Raw genomic sequence first — 15,705 nt, 5'->3', positions numbered from 1 at the left:
CGCTGACGCAGCCTCGCTTGCGCTCGGCAGCTGCTACGGGGGTGAGGTGGTGATGGGGATTGGCACTCGTAGCAGCTGTCGAGCCGCGGCGAGGCTGCGTTTACGGTCTGCCAGGCACACCGCTGACGCAGCCTTGCTACGCAGGGGGTCAGTAGATGTCCTTGGACAGCAGCGTAAACGGCGTCTTCAACAGGATCTTGATGTCCAGCCACAGCGACCAGGTATTGATGTAGCGCAGGTCGATATCGACGCGCTGTTGCATCTTCTCCAGGGTCTCGGTCTCGCCCCGGCAGCCATTGACCTGCGCCAGGCCGGTGATGCCGGGTTTGATCCGATGGCGGGCCATGTAGGCGCGGATTTTCCCCGAGTAGTAGTCGTTGTGTGCAATCGCATGGGGGCGTGGGCCGACCAGGGCCATGTGCCCTTGCAGCACGTTGAACAGCTGCGGCAATTCATCGATGGAGGTACGCCGGATAAACCGGCCCACCGGCGTAATGCGTGAATCGTTGCGACTGGCCTGGCGTACCTCATGGTCGTCATGCACACGCATGGAGCGGAATTTCCACACCTTGATCACCTCGCCATTCCAGCCGTGGCGGTCCTGCTTGAAGATCACCGGGCCGGGGGAGGTGAGCTTGATCAGCAGGGCGACCAGCAACAGCAGCGGGCTCAGCACGATGATCGCCAGAGCAGCCAGGCTCTTGTCCAGCAGCGACTTGCTCAGTGCAGCGGTGGGGCGGCTGGTCAGCGGGCTTTCGTTGAGGTAGATCGCCGGCAGCCCATCCACTTCGGCCACGCAATGGTTGAGCAGCAGCATGTTATTGAGGTCGGGCACCCAGATCACATCCACGCTGATCTCCAGCAGGTTGAGGTACAACGCCTCAATGTGGGTGGCGTCCTGCAATGAATGGGTGATGTAGAGCCGGCGGATGCCGTGTTGCCGGATCAATTGGGGCAGTTGCGGCAGCTCGCCGAGGATCTGCGCTTGCGCATCCTCGGTCGCCTCGGCACGGCTGCCGACCAGACCCACCAGGGGCGAGCGTTTTTGCCGTGAGAGGGTCCTGGCCAGGTCCACCGCAAGCTTGCCAGTGCCCACGATCAATGATTTTTGGCGTTCGTGAAGTTGGCGGTGGTAATACCGGGACAGGCTGTGCAGCGGTATGTAACACAGTGCCAATAACGGGTAACTGACCGCCGCCCAGAGTAATAAGGTTTCCACAGGGAACAGTGCGCTGGCATGACAGGCTACGCCCACGGCAAACAATATACCCATGGTTAACAGCCAGCCCATGAACAAGCGTCCAAGGCCCACGGCATAATCATCTTTCTTGCTGTAGACATCGCACAAGGTATACGCCGGGAGAGAGGCCAATATCGTAAAGGCGGCCAGGACGCGGTAGTAATACTCCAGTTGGCCAGTCTTCAAGATAACCAGCGTAAATAACAGTGCAACAACTAAGCTCGATGCGAGTGTCCATTGTCCCCAGAACGTCAAACCCCTGGGGGTCAGGTTGCGATGCATTCTAGTGTTATTAAGCATAGTTCTGCTCCCGGTGATGACCGCGCACGTGGTGGCAGGCGTTAAGGGTTAACGGTTAACTTTTATAAACGACAGGCACGCGCAGGCGTGTGCCCATTGATAGTAATGAACGGCAGGGGGCAGTGGCTGACGACTTATAACAAGGTCAGGAGGGTCTGGCGAAGTGGATGTTATAAAAGGGCAGGTAGAAGAGTTTTTAATAGGCAGGGTGAATTAAAAAGTCTGGGTTGTTTTTATTTTTGTTAACGGCGTGGCTGACTAAGCTCGAGCGGCTTTTTGATTTTTTGCGTCAGGCAATAACCACGGTTTCTTACCGCACGAAACAGGCGTTCACCGTCGTTGACCCGCTTGAACTTTTCCTGCAAACGACTCAGGCACATTTCCAATCCGCGGTATAAATCGGGTTCACGACCTATATTACGGATCAACTCTTCTTTGCTGACCACGCGTTCTTCATGGTGCAGCATCTTTTTAATCAGCGCCGATTCAATAGTGGTCAATGAAATGCGCAGGCCGCCCTTGACCAGTGCTCGATCATGTTGGGTGAGCAGCCAGAAATCCTGTGGATACAGTGGCGTTCGTTCGGCGCTGATCTCTTGAGTACGCGTATGGTTATTCGGTGCGCTGTCAGGGGCCTTGGCGGTTGGCATTCTGGATTCTTGCCGCTTGGGGTTAAACGATTGTGAGGGCAAGTTGAGGGTGTGGGTAATAATGTAGGTATTAAAATGCGGGGTGATCTGTGGTTGGGAAAACGCCGGATTTGTATCGGCGGGGTCCGTGGTCGCCGGGGCGTTTACATCGTAATAGAAGAACTCTGCGTTGGGCGTGAAGTCCTGCAGTGCGATAGACGCAAGTGTTGGAGCGAAGGCGTGTTTCTTGAAAGAACTCATAGGGTCCACCCATATCAGGAAGATGCAGTTGTTAAAGGCAGTCAGCGGGGGAGTAATAGCCGCCCTGAAAGTATTCGAACGGCAAGTTTTTAGCCAGCATGGCGCTGTCGGCAAACTCGACCTGATCGGCGATGAAGCAGACCCTGCAGGCACTGATCAGTTCCAGCATGTGATCGTAAAGCCGGTCGAACAGGTCCGAACGCGTGTTGAGGCTGAGCCTGAGGGCAGAATCCGGAAAGGGCATTTTTATATAGTCGTAGAGCTCGAGGTCGACCAGCAGGTCTGCCGGCTTTGTATCGAGTCTGTAGTTGTTGTAGGCCAACGTGATACCGCTATGGTCTTTCAACTTATACAACTGACGCACCATCGCCCGGCGTTCTACCGGACCGGGCAGGGCGTCCAGTGGGTTGTCGAGACTGAGGGTGAAGGGGTGTTTGTGGTCTTCCAATGCCCGCGCGGCCTGAATGATCGCCTTGAGGATGTCCTCGTTCATCAGGGCCGATTGACCCATGCGCAGAAGCGTATGACTCGTCGCCGGGCTGACCGCCTTAGGCGTTTTGCGCGGTGGGTGGATATGGCGCAAGGCCTCAGTGCAGGCACTTTCAAGTTGTTCGGGATCAACGCCATCCGCTACGCTGATTTCGCTGCCCCACCAGGCATGACCGCGATCAACGATGGCTTGCCTGATGATCTTGAAGTGCGGGGTATGTACAGGGGGCGTTTTTTCACTATTCACGGCTCGGCCCCTCCTTAGTGGGTTGGAAATGGCTGGCGCAAATAAGACCCCGGCTGAGTTTATAACCATAACCGCGAATATTTTGGATGATGTTTTCACCGTAGTGCGCCTTGATTTTACTGCGCAAACGGCTGATGGATTTTTCCAGTGCACGGGAGTCGTAGTACTTGGTATTAAGTCCCATGACACGGGCGATCTCATTATGACTGAGCAGTCGGTTCTGAATAAGCGCTTCCAATACTTTCATTTCGACGAAGGATATTTCCAACTTTTTCCCGTCGCCATACAGGCACATGCGGTCTTGGTCGAGAATCAGGTCGCACTGATTGAGTCGAGCGCTTTCACTGAGAAAGGCATCAAACAGATTCAACTTTTTTTCGGGTGAAGTTTCGATCGCCTTGATGCAGTAATCGGCGCCAGCCAGGTAGTATTTTGTTTTGCTCAGGGTCGACGCAAAGGTGATCACGACGAATATCGTGCAGTCGGGGTTTTCAGTTCGCGCTTTTTTTATTATGTCCAGGCTCAGATTGCTGGCGGAGGGTGTATCAATTTCTATAATGATGGCACGGTAATGTACGTGGCTTTCCTGGGTGTCAATTAGTTGACCGTAGCAACGTGTATCGACTTTTAAATTATTCGCTACAGTGCGAACTAAAAGCGCCCGAAAGTCCTCTGATTTCGATTGAGTCCGTGCAATAGCGAGGACGTTGGAAAAATGCATCACCTACTCCCTTTTCCGGCATGCAAGGCCGTCAGTTCAATCGCTGCTAGCGTTTAGATACTAATCGAATTGATTCCGCTAAAACGTGACAAATTTTAACATTCACCACTTGGTTTTTACGAGCGCAGGGGGTAATAGGGGGATATTTCATGGGAGGTTGTACCGACTTACACATATCCTAGTGCAAACTCTTAATGCTCGATAAGTATTTTAGTTCCAACGATTTTTTTGACGGGTGCAGGTTTAAGCGTTGACCTTCTCAGACCGGAAAAACGCCTGCAGAGCGCCCCGAAGGTTGGCGGCCGGCCCCTCGGATGGGCTCAACGGCGCAACTGCACTTCGGCCTCGATGCACGCCACCAGAAACTCCATGACCACCTTCACGGACGGCGAGCGGCGCATGTCGGGGTACACCGTGAGCCAGATATCACGTAAAGGGCCTTCGACCGCAGTGGGCAGCCTGACCAGCAGCGGGTCGTGATCGCCCACCAGGGTCGGCAACACCACCGCGCCGACCTGGGCCCTGGCCGCCATTTGCTGGGTGGCCAGGTCGCTTGCGGCAAACGCGATCTCACGGCCGCCGCGCAGTTGGTGCATCCAGGCTTGCTGGGGCAGGTGGTCACGGCTGCTGTCGTAGGCGATGAACGTCCACTGCGCAGCCGGCAATTGCTGGAACGTCGGCGGGCCATACAGCCCGAAGCGCACCACGCCGACTTTCCTGCGTACCAGGGCTTCCTCATCGGGACGCACCGTGCGCAGGGCAATATCCGCTTCACCTTTGTCCAGCGCGGCCAGTTGGGTCGACGGCATCAGCACCAGGTTCAACTGCGGGTAGTGGGCGCGCAGCCGCGCTATATGGGGCGCAATGCAATAGTGGGCGATAGACGGCGGGCAACTGACCCGCACCGTGCCGGCCATTTCGATCGACGCGACCCGCGACAGGCGCATCACCTGCGTCGCCATTTCGTCCATGCCCGCCGCCAACTCCGCCAATGCCAGGCCTTGCGCGGTCAGCGGGCGGCTGCGCGGCAGGCGGTCCACCAGTTTGACGCCGAGGGCTTTTTCCAGCGCATCGACGCGGCGCCCGACGGTGGCGTGCTCCACCTGCAACTCGCGGGCGGCCGCCGACAACGACTGGCTACGTGCCAGTACCGTGAAGTAATACAGGTCCTGCCAATCGAACATTGGGTTATTTCCGCACGGAGGTTGGGAGGCTTTGGGGAATTTTCCTACTGAGAGCGTCCTTTTACCATGGCCGCTTCCCAGTGCACATGGAGTTGTCCCCGATGAAAGCCATTACCTTGCAAACCTACGGCGGCCCTGAAGTCGCCCAATTGCGCCATGACGTCCCCAAACCCCAGGTGTTGGCCGGGCATGTGCTGGTCAAGGTGGCGTGCGCCGGGATCAACTTCATGGATATCCATACCCGCCAGGGCAAATATGCGCAGTCGTCGACCTATCCGGTGCGCCTGCCCTGCACCTTGGGTATGGAGGGCGCCGGCGTGGTGGTGGAAGTCGGCGCAGGCATCAGCCATTTGGCCGTCGGCGACCGGGTGGCGTGGTGCATTGCCTGGGGCGCCTTCGCCGAGTACGCCCTGGTGCCCGCGGCCAGGGTGGCGCAGATTCCCGGTGCCATCGCCTTCGATCAGGCGGCTGCGGCGATGTTTCAAGGCTGTACCGCCCACTACTTGATCGAGGATGTCGCCAGGTTGCAGGCCGGCAGCACCTGCCTGGTCCACGCTGCGTGCGGCAGCATCGGCCAGTTGCTGGTACAGATGGCCCGGCGCTCAGGCGCCACGGTGTTCGCCACCGGCAGCACCGCTGAACGATGCGCCATTGCCCACGAGCGCGGGGCCCACCAGGCCTGGGTCTATGACGGCGGCCGATTTGCCGAGCGGGTGTTGGAGGCCACGGGCGGGCAGGGCGTGGATGTGGTCTTCGATTCGCTCGGCAAAAGCACCCTGCGTAACAGCTTCCGCGCCTGCCGCACGCGCGGCCTGATCGTGAACTACGGCAATGTCTCGGGTTCGTTGACCGATCTCGACCCGATGGAACTGGGGGAGGCGGGCTCGCTGTTTTTGACGCGCCCCCGGCTGGCCGACCATATGGCCGACGGCGCCACCGTACAACGACGTGCCAACGCGGTATTTGCGGCGATGCTCGAAGGTACGTTGACGGTGGCTATCGAAGGGCATTACACGCTGGAAACGCTGCATCAGGTACATGAGCGCATCGAAGCGCGGCAACAGATCGGCAAGGCTGTGGTGTGGGTGGACCGCGACCTGCATTAATTGAAGACGAAAAAAAACCGGCTGATCAGGCCGGTTTGGGGTGCCCCGCGAACAGTGCGGGATTAAGCGTGGTTGTCCAGCAGGCGATCGGCACCGCCTTCAACAATACCGCGTTGCTGCAAACGATCGGCACCGCCTTCGGCCAGGCCACGTTCCTGCAAGCGATCAGCGCCACCTTCGGCAACGCGGTTGCCTTGCAGGCGATCAGCGCCACCTTCGGCGACGCGGTTGCCTTGCAGGCGATCGGCGCCATCTTCGGCGACGCGGTTGCCTTGCAGGCGGTCGGCGCCATCTTCGGCGACGCGGTTGCCTTGCAGGCGATCAGCGCCACCTTCAACAATACCGCGTTGCTGCAAGCGATCAGCACCACCTTCGGCAACACGACGTTCCAGCAAGCGATCCGAGCCACCTTCGGCAACACGACGTTCCAGCAGGCGATCCGAGCCACCTTCAGCAACACGGCTTTCGATCAGGCGATCCGCGCCGCCTTCAGCAACAACAGGGTGGGCAAATGCGTTTGCAGCGAGTACCGAGAAAGCGAGGCTAAGCAAGATTTGGCGTTTCATGATGGTGTGCTCCGAGTGTTTTAGTTGGGTGTTGCCTGGTATGGGTTTGATGTTACGCGTTGCATTTTTTAAGAGAACTTCATTGGGCTGATGGTGACTATCGATGCCAGCGATGGCCCGTTTCAAAGGGCCATCGCCGAGCCGGTCACGGCATCTGTGGCCGTTCCTGAGGGCGCAGGTCGAACACCAGCACCTCGGCATCCTGGCCCTGGCTCAGGCGGATTTGCCGCTCATCGCGCACTCGGGCACCGTCGCCTTCCTGCAAGCGCTGGCCGTTGATGTCCACGCTGCCCCGAGCCACATGGATGTACACGTGGCGATCCGGCGGCAGGTCGAGGGTCGCGGCTTCGTCGCCGTTGAACAGCCCGGCGTACACCCGGGCGTCCTGGCGCACGGTCAGGGAGCCGTCGCTGCCGTCCGGCGAGATGATCAGTTGCAGGCGCCCTTGTTTCTGCGCCGCGCTGAAGTGCTCCTGTTGATAGCGCGGCTCGGCACCGGCCACGGCGGGCACGATCCAGATTTGCAGGAAGTGCACGCCACGGGTCTGGCTGTGGTTGAACTCGCTGTGGGCCACGCCGCTGCCGGCGCTCATCAGTTGCACATCGCCGGGGCGAATCACCGAGCCGGTGCCCAGGGTGTCCTTGTGTTCCAGGGCGCCTTCAAGCACATAGGAGAAAATCTCCATGTCGCGGTGCGGGTGTTGGCCGAAGCCTTTGCCGGCCGCGACGCGGTCGTCGTTGATCACCAGCAGGTCGGAAAAACCCTGTTCATCGGGGTTCCAATAGTTGGCGAACGAGAAGGTGTGGAACGACTTCAACCAACCGTGATTGGCGGCGCCGCGTTCGGAAGCTTTGCGAAGGGTCAGCATGGTCTTGTCCTCAAGTGAGCGCGGGCTGCGAGATGCAGGGCGCTTGCGTTGAGAAGAAGGTTACTGGCAACCTGAAAATTCATTAAGAAGCTGAAATTTGAATAACTGTCTCCTTGAGATTGACAGTAAAAGCCATGCCATAATGCCTTTCGCTTTCTTCCCCTCGATGGATGCTTCCCGTATGAAAACCGTGGCCATGGCGCTGTTCCCGGACTTCCTCCTGCTTGACATGGCCGGGCCGCTCGAAGTGTTTTCCATTGCCAACCGCTACCTGCCGGCGGCGGAGCATTACCAGATCCTCACCCTGGGTACCGAGCCCGGTCCGTTGCGCGCCTCCAATGGGGTGCTGGTCCAGACTGACCTGCTGCTGGACCAGGCCCGGGCAGCTTATGACCTGCTGCTGGTGCCCGGCGGCCCGGGTGCCTATAACGAATGCCATCCGGCGCTGCTGCCCTGGCTCAAGGCGGCGGCGCCACGGGCGCGGCGCTTCGGCTCGATCTGCACCGGCGCCTTTGTGCTGGGCCACGCCGGGCTGCTCGACGAACGCCGCGTGACCACCCACTGGCACTACACCGAGCGCCTGATCAAGGCCTTCCCCAAGGCCATCGTCGAGACGGATCGCATCTACCTGCAGGACGGGCGGTTGATTACCTCGGGCGGGGTCACCGCCGGTATCGACCTGGCGCTGTCGATCGTCGCCCAGGACCATGGCAAGCAAGTGGCGGTGGATGTGGCCAAGGTGCTGCTGGTGGTGATGAAGCGCCAGGGCGGCCAGGCCCAGTTCAGCCCGATGACCGCGTCCGTGGCACCCCAGGAAACCGCGGTCACCCGGGTGCAGAACCATGTGCTCGCCCATCTGGACCAGCCCTTTACCATCGAGTCCATGGCCGAGCTGGCCGGCATGAGCCCGCGCCACTTTGCCCGGTTGTTCGCCAAGGACGTGCAGATGACGCCCATGGCCTTCCTGCAGGGCGCGCGCATCGACCGCGCCCGGCAACTGCTGGAAACCACCGACCTGCCGCTCAAGACCGTGGCGTTCCACGCAGGCTTCGGCAGCGTGCGGCACATGCGCTTTCTATTCAGTGAAAAACTCGGCCTCAACCCGACCCAATATCGCCAGCAGTTCAGTTAACGACAGGATGTCCGTCTCGCGCACCCGATTGTCCGTATCGCTCCCTGTGCCAGCATTGCCCTGTTACAGGTAGCTGGCAAGATAAGGTCGAGCCCATGGAAAAGGATGCGCGGAAGCCCAAGATCGGGCGTTTCAGCGCGATTGCAGACATGAATATGCCTCAGGCGATTGACGCGGATAGCACGGTGCGCTTCGGTGACTATGCCTTTCATCGGCAGCAGCGGCTGGTGAGCAAGGCGGGTTGGCCGGTGCCGTTGGGCGGGCGGGCTTTGGATATTCTGGCGGTGCTGCTGGAGTCGCCAGGGCAATTTATCAGCAAGGCCACCCTGATCGAGCGGGTCTGGCCGTGCAGCGTGGTGGAAGAGAACAACCTGCGGGTGCACATCGCCGCACTGCGCCGTGCCCTTGACGGGCAACGCTTGATTATCAACGACCCCCAGCGCGGTTACTGCTTCGCCGCCCCCGTGCGGGTCGCGGCTGCCGCGGTGCTGCCCCGGCATAACCTTGCCCCCCGGCTAAGCCCGCTGATCGGTCGCGATGAACTGCTGGGCGTGCTGGTGCGGCGGGTGTCCGGGCAGCGCCTGATGACCCTCACCGGGTGCGCCGGCGTGGGCAAGAGCACCTTGGCCCTGGCCCTGGCCGAGCGCGTGTTGCCGCGCTACCGCGACGGTGTGTGGTGGGTCGACCTGGCCACGGTGGAGGCGCCGCTGATGATGCTGCGCCATCTGGCCACGATCCTGCATCTGGAACCCGGCGGCAGTGTCACGCAGTTGTGCCGCCAGTTGGTCTCCCGGCAATTGCTGCTGGTACTCGACGGCGCCGACCTGCTGCTCGGTGCCTGTCGACATCTTTTGCGGGCGCTGCGCGAAAATGCGCCCCAGGTCAGCGTGCTGGTCAGCAGTCGCGAAGCGTTGCAGGCCCCAGGCGAATGGGTGCTGCGCGTGCCCCCGCTGGGCGTGCCGGCGCCGTCGGCGCTGGGCAGTGTTGAACAGGCCATGGCGTTCCCCGCCGTGCAACTGTTCGTCGCCCGGGCGTGTGCCGGCCAACAGGGCTTTGTGTTGCGCCGACAGGACCTGGCGCCATTGCGGGACATCTGCCGGCGCCTCGACGGTATTCCCCTGGCCCTTGAACTGGCGGCCGCCCAAGTGGACGCGCTGGGCGTGCGCGGTTTAAAGGCGCAGTTGCACAGTGGATTGCAGGTACTGACCCGGGGCCGCCGCACAGCGGTGGAGCGCCACCAATCCCTGACCGCGGCCTTGGACTGGACCTACGAGCGCCTGAGCCTGCCGGAGCGCTGGCTGTTCCTGCAACTGAGCCTGTTCAAGATGGCTGTGACCTTGCCCACCCTGGGTAAGCTGGTGGCCGGCACCGAGCTGGAACACGCCGATTTGTCGTACCTGCTCGGGCGGCTGGTCGGCACCTCGCTGCTGAGCCTCGAACCCGGTCCGGGTTATCCGCGCTATCGTCTGCTCAACAGCGTGCGCAGCTATGGCCTGGCACTCCTGCGTAACCCGCAGCAGGTGGCGCGTTTGCAGCAGGGTTATGGGCATTACCTGGGAGCGTTTTCAGGCCGGCCGTTTGTCCTGCAACTCGTCGAGCAGGCGGCGTACGCGGACTAGGTCCTGGGTGTCGAAGCCTTCGCTGAATCGCGCGTAGACCGAACCCAGCAGGTCGCGAGCAGCCTGCACACGACCCTGCTGTTGCCACAGCCGCGCCAAGGAGTCCGCACAGCGCAGTTCCCAGGCCAACGCGCCTTGCTGGTGTGCCAGGCCCAGGGCTTCGAGCAGCAGCGCCTCGGCCCCGTGGGGATCGGCCATGGCCTCGGCGCGCACGCGCAGGATCTCCGGGCTGCACCAGCCGGCCGCACCGCTCCGGGCGCGTTCGAACAAGGCCTCATCCACTGCACGGGCGTTGAAGGTCACCAGGATGTCTGCGACCAGCCCCAATCCCTGCACATCGGCGATCTGCGCCGTGCCTTCGTAGCATTGCGCCCAGGTGTGGAACAACTGCACCGAATGCTTTTGCGCCTGCTGTAGCAGCAGGTCCAACTGGTCGCGGGCTGCGAGGGTGTCGCCGTTGTAGTGGGCGATGACCACCCCAGCCAGGGCCAGGGTGTAGCAAATCGATGTGCCGTGGTTGATCTGCAACGCCAACTCCAGCGCCTGGCTTGCGGTGCGCCACGCACGTTCGGGAAAACCGCGCAGCCACAGGATGCGCGCGAGGATGGTCAACGAGGCCACGCTCTGGTCGTACTGCACGCCAAAGCCGTGGGTAAACCGGTTGAGATGGCCGCTCTGGGCCATGCGCTGGATCACCTGTTCGGCATTCTGCTGCGCCAGTATCTGATTGCCGGCGAAGTGCTGCGCCAGCACCCTCAGGCGTTGGGCGCTGAGGGCCAGCAACGGCTCGGCCTGAGGTCCCAACCGGTCGAAATGCAGGCTTTGTTCCAGGGCCTCGCGGTAGTTGCCGCCACACAGGCTGACCGCCATTTGCCCCGACACCGCGCGCAGTTGGCCGACCAGGTTGCTGTCGGCTTCGGCCAGGCGCCGTGCATGGGCAAAGGCTTCGATGGTCTGCGGCGTACCGCCCTGGATGTGATAGGAAAAACTGCCGAAGGCCAACTGCAGGGCCATGTTCAAGTGCGGGCTCGGCGTGCTCGATTGCCCCAGCCGCGCCAGTGCCTTGCCCACATACAGGCCGTGTTCGCGCAGCAGCGACAGCTCCTGCCACAACGGCATGGCGCTGACGGTGAGACGAATGCCCAGCAGGTGCACGCCCTGGTCGCCCAGGCCCCAGTCGAGGGCGGCACGAATGTCTTCGCGCAGCGGCGCATAGCGGTCGATCCAGGTTTGGGTGGCGGTCTGTTCCCAATCGTCCTGCGCCTGGTTCATCAGCACCAGGCAGCGCCTGGCGTGTTGTTCACGGGTGGCGTCGAGTTCATTGGCAACGCTGAGTTTTTCCAGGGCATAGGTGCGGGTGATGTCCAGCAGGCGATAGATCACCTCGTCATCCCCGGCCTCCACATTGAGCAAGGATTTCGCCACCAGCTGGGTGATCGAACCCAGCACCTCGGCCGGTGCAACCTGTTGCCCGGCGATTACCGCCGCCGCACTGGCCAGGCTGAAACCACCGCGGAACACCGCGAGGCGACGCAGACAGATCTGCTCGCAGCCGGTGAGCAATTCGAAGCTCCAGTCCAGGGTGGCACGCAAGGTTTGATGGCGGGGCAGGGCGCTGCGTCGGCCACGGGTGAGCAGGCGAAAGTTGTCTTCCATCTGCACCAGCAGGCCGGGCAGGCCGAAGCGCTCGATCTGCGCGGCCACCAACTCGATTGCCAGGGGAATGCCGTCCAGGCGTTGGCAGATATCAATGGCCAGGGGCAGTTCGGCTTCGCTCAGTTCAAAGCTGTCCTGATGGGACATGGCCCGCTCGATCAGCAGTTGCAGGGCTGGATAACCCAGGGCCTGAGCGCGGTTACCGGTGGCGGGCGGGCAGGCCAGGGGTTCCAGGCGCTGCACCGACTCGCCCTCGGCGCGCAAGGCCTCGCGGCTGGTGGCGAGGATGTGCAATTGGGGCGCGTGGCGCAGCAGGGCCTCGCTGATCAGCGCGATGTCGTCCAGCAGGTGTTCGCAGTTGTCGATCACCAGCAGCAACTGGTGCTCCTGCAGGCGGCGTGCAAACACGGGCAACGGTTCGTGCTCGGTGTGGGTGAGGTCGAGGAGCGCGGCGAGATTGGGCAGGATCATCGACGGCGCGCTGAGGGGCGCCAGGTCCAGCAGGCGAATACCGTCGCGGTAATGGCCGATCAACAATTCCGCCACGCGCAAGGCGACGGTGGTCTTGCCGATGCCGCCAGCGCCGGTCAGGGTGATAAAGCGCTGCTCGGGCAGCTGCTGTACCAGGCTGTCGATCAGGGCCTGGCGGCCAAGCATGCGCGTGCGTCGCAGCGGCAGGTTGTGGCTCGGGCGTTGGGGGGCGCCTTCGGTCGGTAGGCTCATCGGCTCGATGCTCAGTGGCGCCACAAAACTGTAGCCACGTTGGGCCACCGTAACGATATAGCGCTGCCCGGCCTGGCCATCGCCCAGGGCCTTGCGCAGCGCCGCCATGTGCACCCGCAGGTTGCCGTCTTCCACCACGCTTTTGGGCCAGACCCGGGCGATCAGTTCCTGCTTGCTCACCACCGTGCCGGCCTGCTCCAGCAGGATCAGCAGGATGTCCACGGCCCGCCGTCCCAAGCGCAATGGGCGACCGGCCTCCAGCACCAGGCGCTGGTGCGGGTGGATACGGTAAGGGCCGAAATGTACGGCCTGGTCGCGTGGGGCACTCATGGGTGGCCATGCTCTGGGAAAAGTAAGCGGCCAGCATATTCCAGGTGCATGCAGACCACTAGGCAGCGATCTCTTGAGGCTTGTGACGCAGTTGGTGATTTCGCCAGGTCATCGGGTTGACGCCCTCGCTGCGCGTGAACATATGGCAGAAATGCGCCTGGTCGCAAAACCCGCACTCCAGGCTGATTTGCGTGAGGCTCAAGGAGGAGCCGGTGATCAGTTCCTTGGCCCGCTGGATGCGTTGCTGGCGTATCCATTCCTGGGGCGACAGCCCGGTGGTGCACTTGAATGCGCGGGAAAAATGGCTGCGCGACAGGGCGCAGGCCTGGGCCAGGTCGGCAATCGCCAGGCTTTCACCGAGGTTGGCGAGGATCAATTGCTTGGCGATCCGCTCGCGCCGGGGGCACAGGCCGCCGGTAGCGGATAAGCGAGGAGTACAGTACGCAGGTCGGGCCATGACGAATATCCGCAGTCGATGGGAGCGTTCCCGGTGAATGGATGCAGTGTAGACCGGCTCATTTTTGGCGCCGCACCGTCTGGCTGGCGAGTTAATCGTTGTTAATTTCGCCAGGTTCGGTCACGAAAAAGACAGCACAGGCATGCAATCCAGGCAGTGTTTTTCCTGCTTAGCTGGCAGCCTGCTAACCGTTTGGATACCGCCATGAACCGCAACGACCTGCGCCGCGTCGACATGAACCTGTTGGTGATTTTCGAAGCGCTGATGTTCGAGAAGAACCTGACCCGGGTCGCCGAAAAGCTCTTCATGGGCCAACCGGCGGTGAGTGCGGCATTGGGCCGGCTGCGAGATTTGTTCGACGACCCGTTGCTGCTGCGCAACGGCCGGGGCATGGAGCCCACGCCACGCGCCGTGGCGATACTCAAGGAGCTGCAACCGGCCATGGACACCATTTCAGGCGCAGTCAGCCGCGCCAAGGATTTCGACCCTTCCACCAGCTGTGCGGTGTTCCGCATCGGCCTGTCCGACGACGCCGAGTTCGGCCTGTTCCCGCCGTTGCTCAGCCAACTGCGCGAAGAAGCGCCGGGCATTATCGTGGTGGTACGCCGCGCCAATTACCTGCTGATGTCCGCATTACTGGCCAGTGGCGAGATCTCGGTGGGCGTGAGCTACACCACTGAACTGCCGGCGAATGCCAAGCGCAGGAAACTGCGGGACATTCCCTGCAAGGTGCTGCGCGGGGATGACGGCGTCGAACCGCTGACCCTCGACGATTATTGCGCACGGCCCCATGCGATGGTGTCGTTCTCGGGGGACTTGAGCGGCAATATCGACCTGGACCTGGCCCGTATCGGCCGTGCCCGGCGGGTGGTGCTGGCGGTACCGCAGTTCAGTGGCTTGCGGGCGCTGCTGGCCGGTACGCAGATTATTGCCACGGTGCCGGACTATGCGGCGTGTGCGTTGACCGAGGGCACGGCGCTGCGGGCAGAGGATCCGCCGTTTGCGATCGACGCGGCGGAGTTGTCGATGGTGTGGAGTGGGGTGCATGACAATGACCCAGCGGAGCGGTGGTTGAGGGGCAGGATTGCGCAGCATATGGCGGGAGGGGGGTGAGCTTGGTGGCTTCTGGACCGACCGGAGTTGTTCCGGGTGTACTCGGTAGAAATGTGGAAGGGGCTTGCCCCCGATGAGCATAAGTATCTACACAACTTCTTTCAGCGGTCTGTGGCGAGGGAGGCCGCCCAGCCTGTAAACAGGCTGCGCTTTCGCGCAGAGAACATGCCGATAAATCGGCAAATAATTTATTTTTAAAATTAATGAGATAAATTTTGTTCTATAAGAGCTTGCTCCCGTGGCGGCCTTCGGGCCGACCGTTTTTTTGGAGTTTTAGCGAGTACATATCCGTTGCTGCGGTAACGGCGGCTTAGGGTTCCGCCCTTACGGCGGCTCACTTTTGGAGGGACCCAAAAGTAAGCAAAAAGGTCCTCGCCCCACCACTCGGCACCTCGCCTAGGCTCGGTGTGCCCTCACTCCGGCTTTGGAGCGTGGGCCGCCACGACGGGCTATCCCTGGCCCAGCGCGGCTAACCCGGCGTCCTGCCGGGTTACCCACGCTCCAAAGCCTGCGTTCGGCCAGCGTGTTTGACGGGGCGATTTGAGATCAAAAGCCAAAGCGCGGCGGCCTTAGAGCCGACCGGAGTTGGGTCTGGTGTACTGGGTTAAAAATGTGGGAGGGGCGGTGCGACGATTCGACTTGCCCCCGATTGCAGTGGGTCAGTACCAAATCCATCAACTGACACTCCCTCATCGGGGGCAAGCCCCCTCCCACATTTGGATCTCCATCCAGCAGGTAGACCTCAGCCTGCTTTTGCTCTGCTTTTGCTCTGGCTTTTGATCTTGATCCTAGGCGCCCCGTCAACCACGCTGGCCGAACGCAGGCTTGAATCCGTGGGTAACCCGGCAGGACGCCGGGTTAGCCGTCCTGGGCCAGGGATGGCCCATGACGGCGGCCCACGGATTCAAGCCTGCGTTCGGGCATACCGAGCCTAGGCGAGGTACCGAGTGGTGGGGCGAAGGCCTTTTGCTGGACTTGTTCCCTCGCAGCGGACGCCAAGAAGCGATATTTTAATCGCAACCTTGGAGGCACCTATGTCACAGCAAACCCGCCGCAGCTACACC

Annotated in this window: 13 protein-coding genes; 4 read left to right on the top strand and 9 right to left on the bottom strand. The window is 61.3% G+C overall.

The features are described from left to right. Positions 1–148: 148 nt before the first annotated feature. The 5 genes from PspCFBP13509_RS31045 to PspCFBP13509_RS31025 all read right to left on the bottom strand — a co-directional run bounded on the left by PspCFBP13509_RS31045 (position 149) and on the right by PspCFBP13509_RS31025 (position 5,071). Positions 149–1,540 carry an undecaprenyl-phosphate glucose phosphotransferase gene (locus tag PspCFBP13509_RS31045; RefSeq protein WP_065925170.1) on the bottom strand — a complete coding sequence of 464 codons (1,392 nt, stop codon included), beginning with the start codon at positions 1,538–1,540 and terminating at the stop codon, positions 149–151. Positions 1,541–1,782: 242 nt separating this feature from the next. Beyond that, entirely contained in the window at positions 1,783–2,430 is a 648-nt protein-coding gene (locus PspCFBP13509_RS31040; RefSeq protein WP_065925171.1) for a winged helix-turn-helix domain-containing protein, read from the bottom strand. 31 nt (positions 2,431–2,461) lie between these two features. Then, a complete protein-coding gene (locus PspCFBP13509_RS31035; protein ID WP_137213179.1) occupies positions 2,462–3,166 on the bottom strand; it encodes a hypothetical protein in 705 nt (234 codons plus the stop codon). Beyond that, positions 3,159–3,887 (bottom strand): winged helix-turn-helix domain-containing protein, encoded by a 729-nt coding sequence (locus PspCFBP13509_RS31030; protein WP_065925173.1) that lies wholly within the window; start codon positions 3,885–3,887, stop codon positions 3,159–3,161. The genes PspCFBP13509_RS31035 and PspCFBP13509_RS31030 overlap by 8 nt, the downstream gene beginning before the upstream one ends. Positions 3,888–4,207: 320 nt before the next feature. Beyond that, the gene (locus tag PspCFBP13509_RS31025; protein WP_137213178.1) at positions 4,208–5,071 is read right to left on the bottom strand and encodes a LysR family transcriptional regulator; all 864 of its coding nucleotides are present in this window, start codon (positions 5,069–5,071) and stop codon (positions 4,208–4,210) included. 101 nt (positions 5,072–5,172) lie between these two features. Between PspCFBP13509_RS31025 and PspCFBP13509_RS31020 the strand changes: the two genes are divergently transcribed. Next, positions 5,173–6,177 (top strand): quinone oxidoreductase family protein, encoded by a 1,005-nt coding sequence (locus PspCFBP13509_RS31020; RefSeq protein WP_137213177.1) that lies wholly within the window; start codon positions 5,173–5,175, stop codon positions 6,175–6,177. A 62-nt stretch (positions 6,178–6,239) separates the two neighbouring features. On the opposite strand, the gene PspCFBP13509_RS31015 is transcribed toward PspCFBP13509_RS31020, so the two are convergent. Both PspCFBP13509_RS31015 and PspCFBP13509_RS31010 read right to left on the bottom strand, forming a co-directional pair. Then, positions 6,240–6,743: a phage infection protein gene (locus PspCFBP13509_RS31015; RefSeq protein ID WP_137213176.1), complete on the bottom strand. Its 504-nt coding sequence runs from the start codon at positions 6,741–6,743 to the stop codon at positions 6,240–6,242. A 145-nt stretch (positions 6,744–6,888) separates the two neighbouring features. Beyond that, a complete protein-coding gene (locus PspCFBP13509_RS31010) occupies positions 6,889–7,611 on the bottom strand; it encodes a pirin family protein (RefSeq protein WP_027608665.1) in 723 nt (240 codons plus the stop codon). A gap of 181 nt (positions 7,612–7,792) precedes the next feature. On the opposite strand from PspCFBP13509_RS31010, the gene PspCFBP13509_RS31005 reads away from it, so the two are divergent. Together PspCFBP13509_RS31005 and PspCFBP13509_RS31000 are read left to right on the top strand one after the other, a co-directional pair. After that, positions 7,793–8,743: a GlxA family transcriptional regulator gene (locus tag PspCFBP13509_RS31005; RefSeq protein ID WP_137213175.1), complete on the top strand. Its 951-nt coding sequence runs from the start codon at positions 7,793–7,795 to the stop codon at positions 8,741–8,743. Between the two features lie 95 nt (positions 8,744–8,838). Beyond that, the gene (locus PspCFBP13509_RS31000) at positions 8,839–10,362 is read left to right on the top strand and encodes a winged helix-turn-helix domain-containing protein (RefSeq protein ID WP_137213174.1); all 1,524 of its coding nucleotides are present in this window, start codon (positions 8,839–8,841) and stop codon (positions 10,360–10,362) included. Here PspCFBP13509_RS31000 and PspCFBP13509_RS30995 read toward each other — a convergent pair. Both PspCFBP13509_RS30995 and PspCFBP13509_RS30990 read right to left on the bottom strand, forming a co-directional pair. Next, a complete protein-coding gene (locus PspCFBP13509_RS30995) occupies positions 10,309–13,071 on the bottom strand; it encodes an ATP-binding protein (RefSeq protein ID WP_137213173.1) in 2,763 nt (920 codons plus the stop codon). The two genes, PspCFBP13509_RS31000 and PspCFBP13509_RS30995, sit on opposite strands and share 54 nt — an antisense overlap. A gap of 58 nt (positions 13,072–13,129) precedes the next feature. Continuing rightward, positions 13,130–13,528 carry a helix-turn-helix domain-containing protein gene (locus PspCFBP13509_RS30990; RefSeq protein WP_065925179.1) on the bottom strand — a complete coding sequence of 133 codons (399 nt, stop codon included), beginning with the start codon at positions 13,526–13,528 and terminating at the stop codon, positions 13,130–13,132. Positions 13,529–13,732: 204 nt separating this feature from the next. On the opposite strand from PspCFBP13509_RS30990, the gene PspCFBP13509_RS30985 reads away from it, so the two are divergent. Next, positions 13,733–14,641 (top strand): LysR family transcriptional regulator, encoded by a 909-nt coding sequence (locus PspCFBP13509_RS30985; protein WP_027608660.1) that lies wholly within the window; start codon positions 13,733–13,735, stop codon positions 14,639–14,641. The last annotated feature ends 1,064 nt before the right edge of the window (positions 14,642–15,705 follow it).

The organism is Pseudomonas sp. CFBP13509, assembly GCF_005233485.1.
GTDB lineage: Bacteria > Pseudomonadota > Gammaproteobacteria > Pseudomonadales > Pseudomonadaceae > Aquipseudomonas > Aquipseudomonas marginalis.
This window is presented reverse-complemented; position numbering and strand designations above follow the sequence as displayed.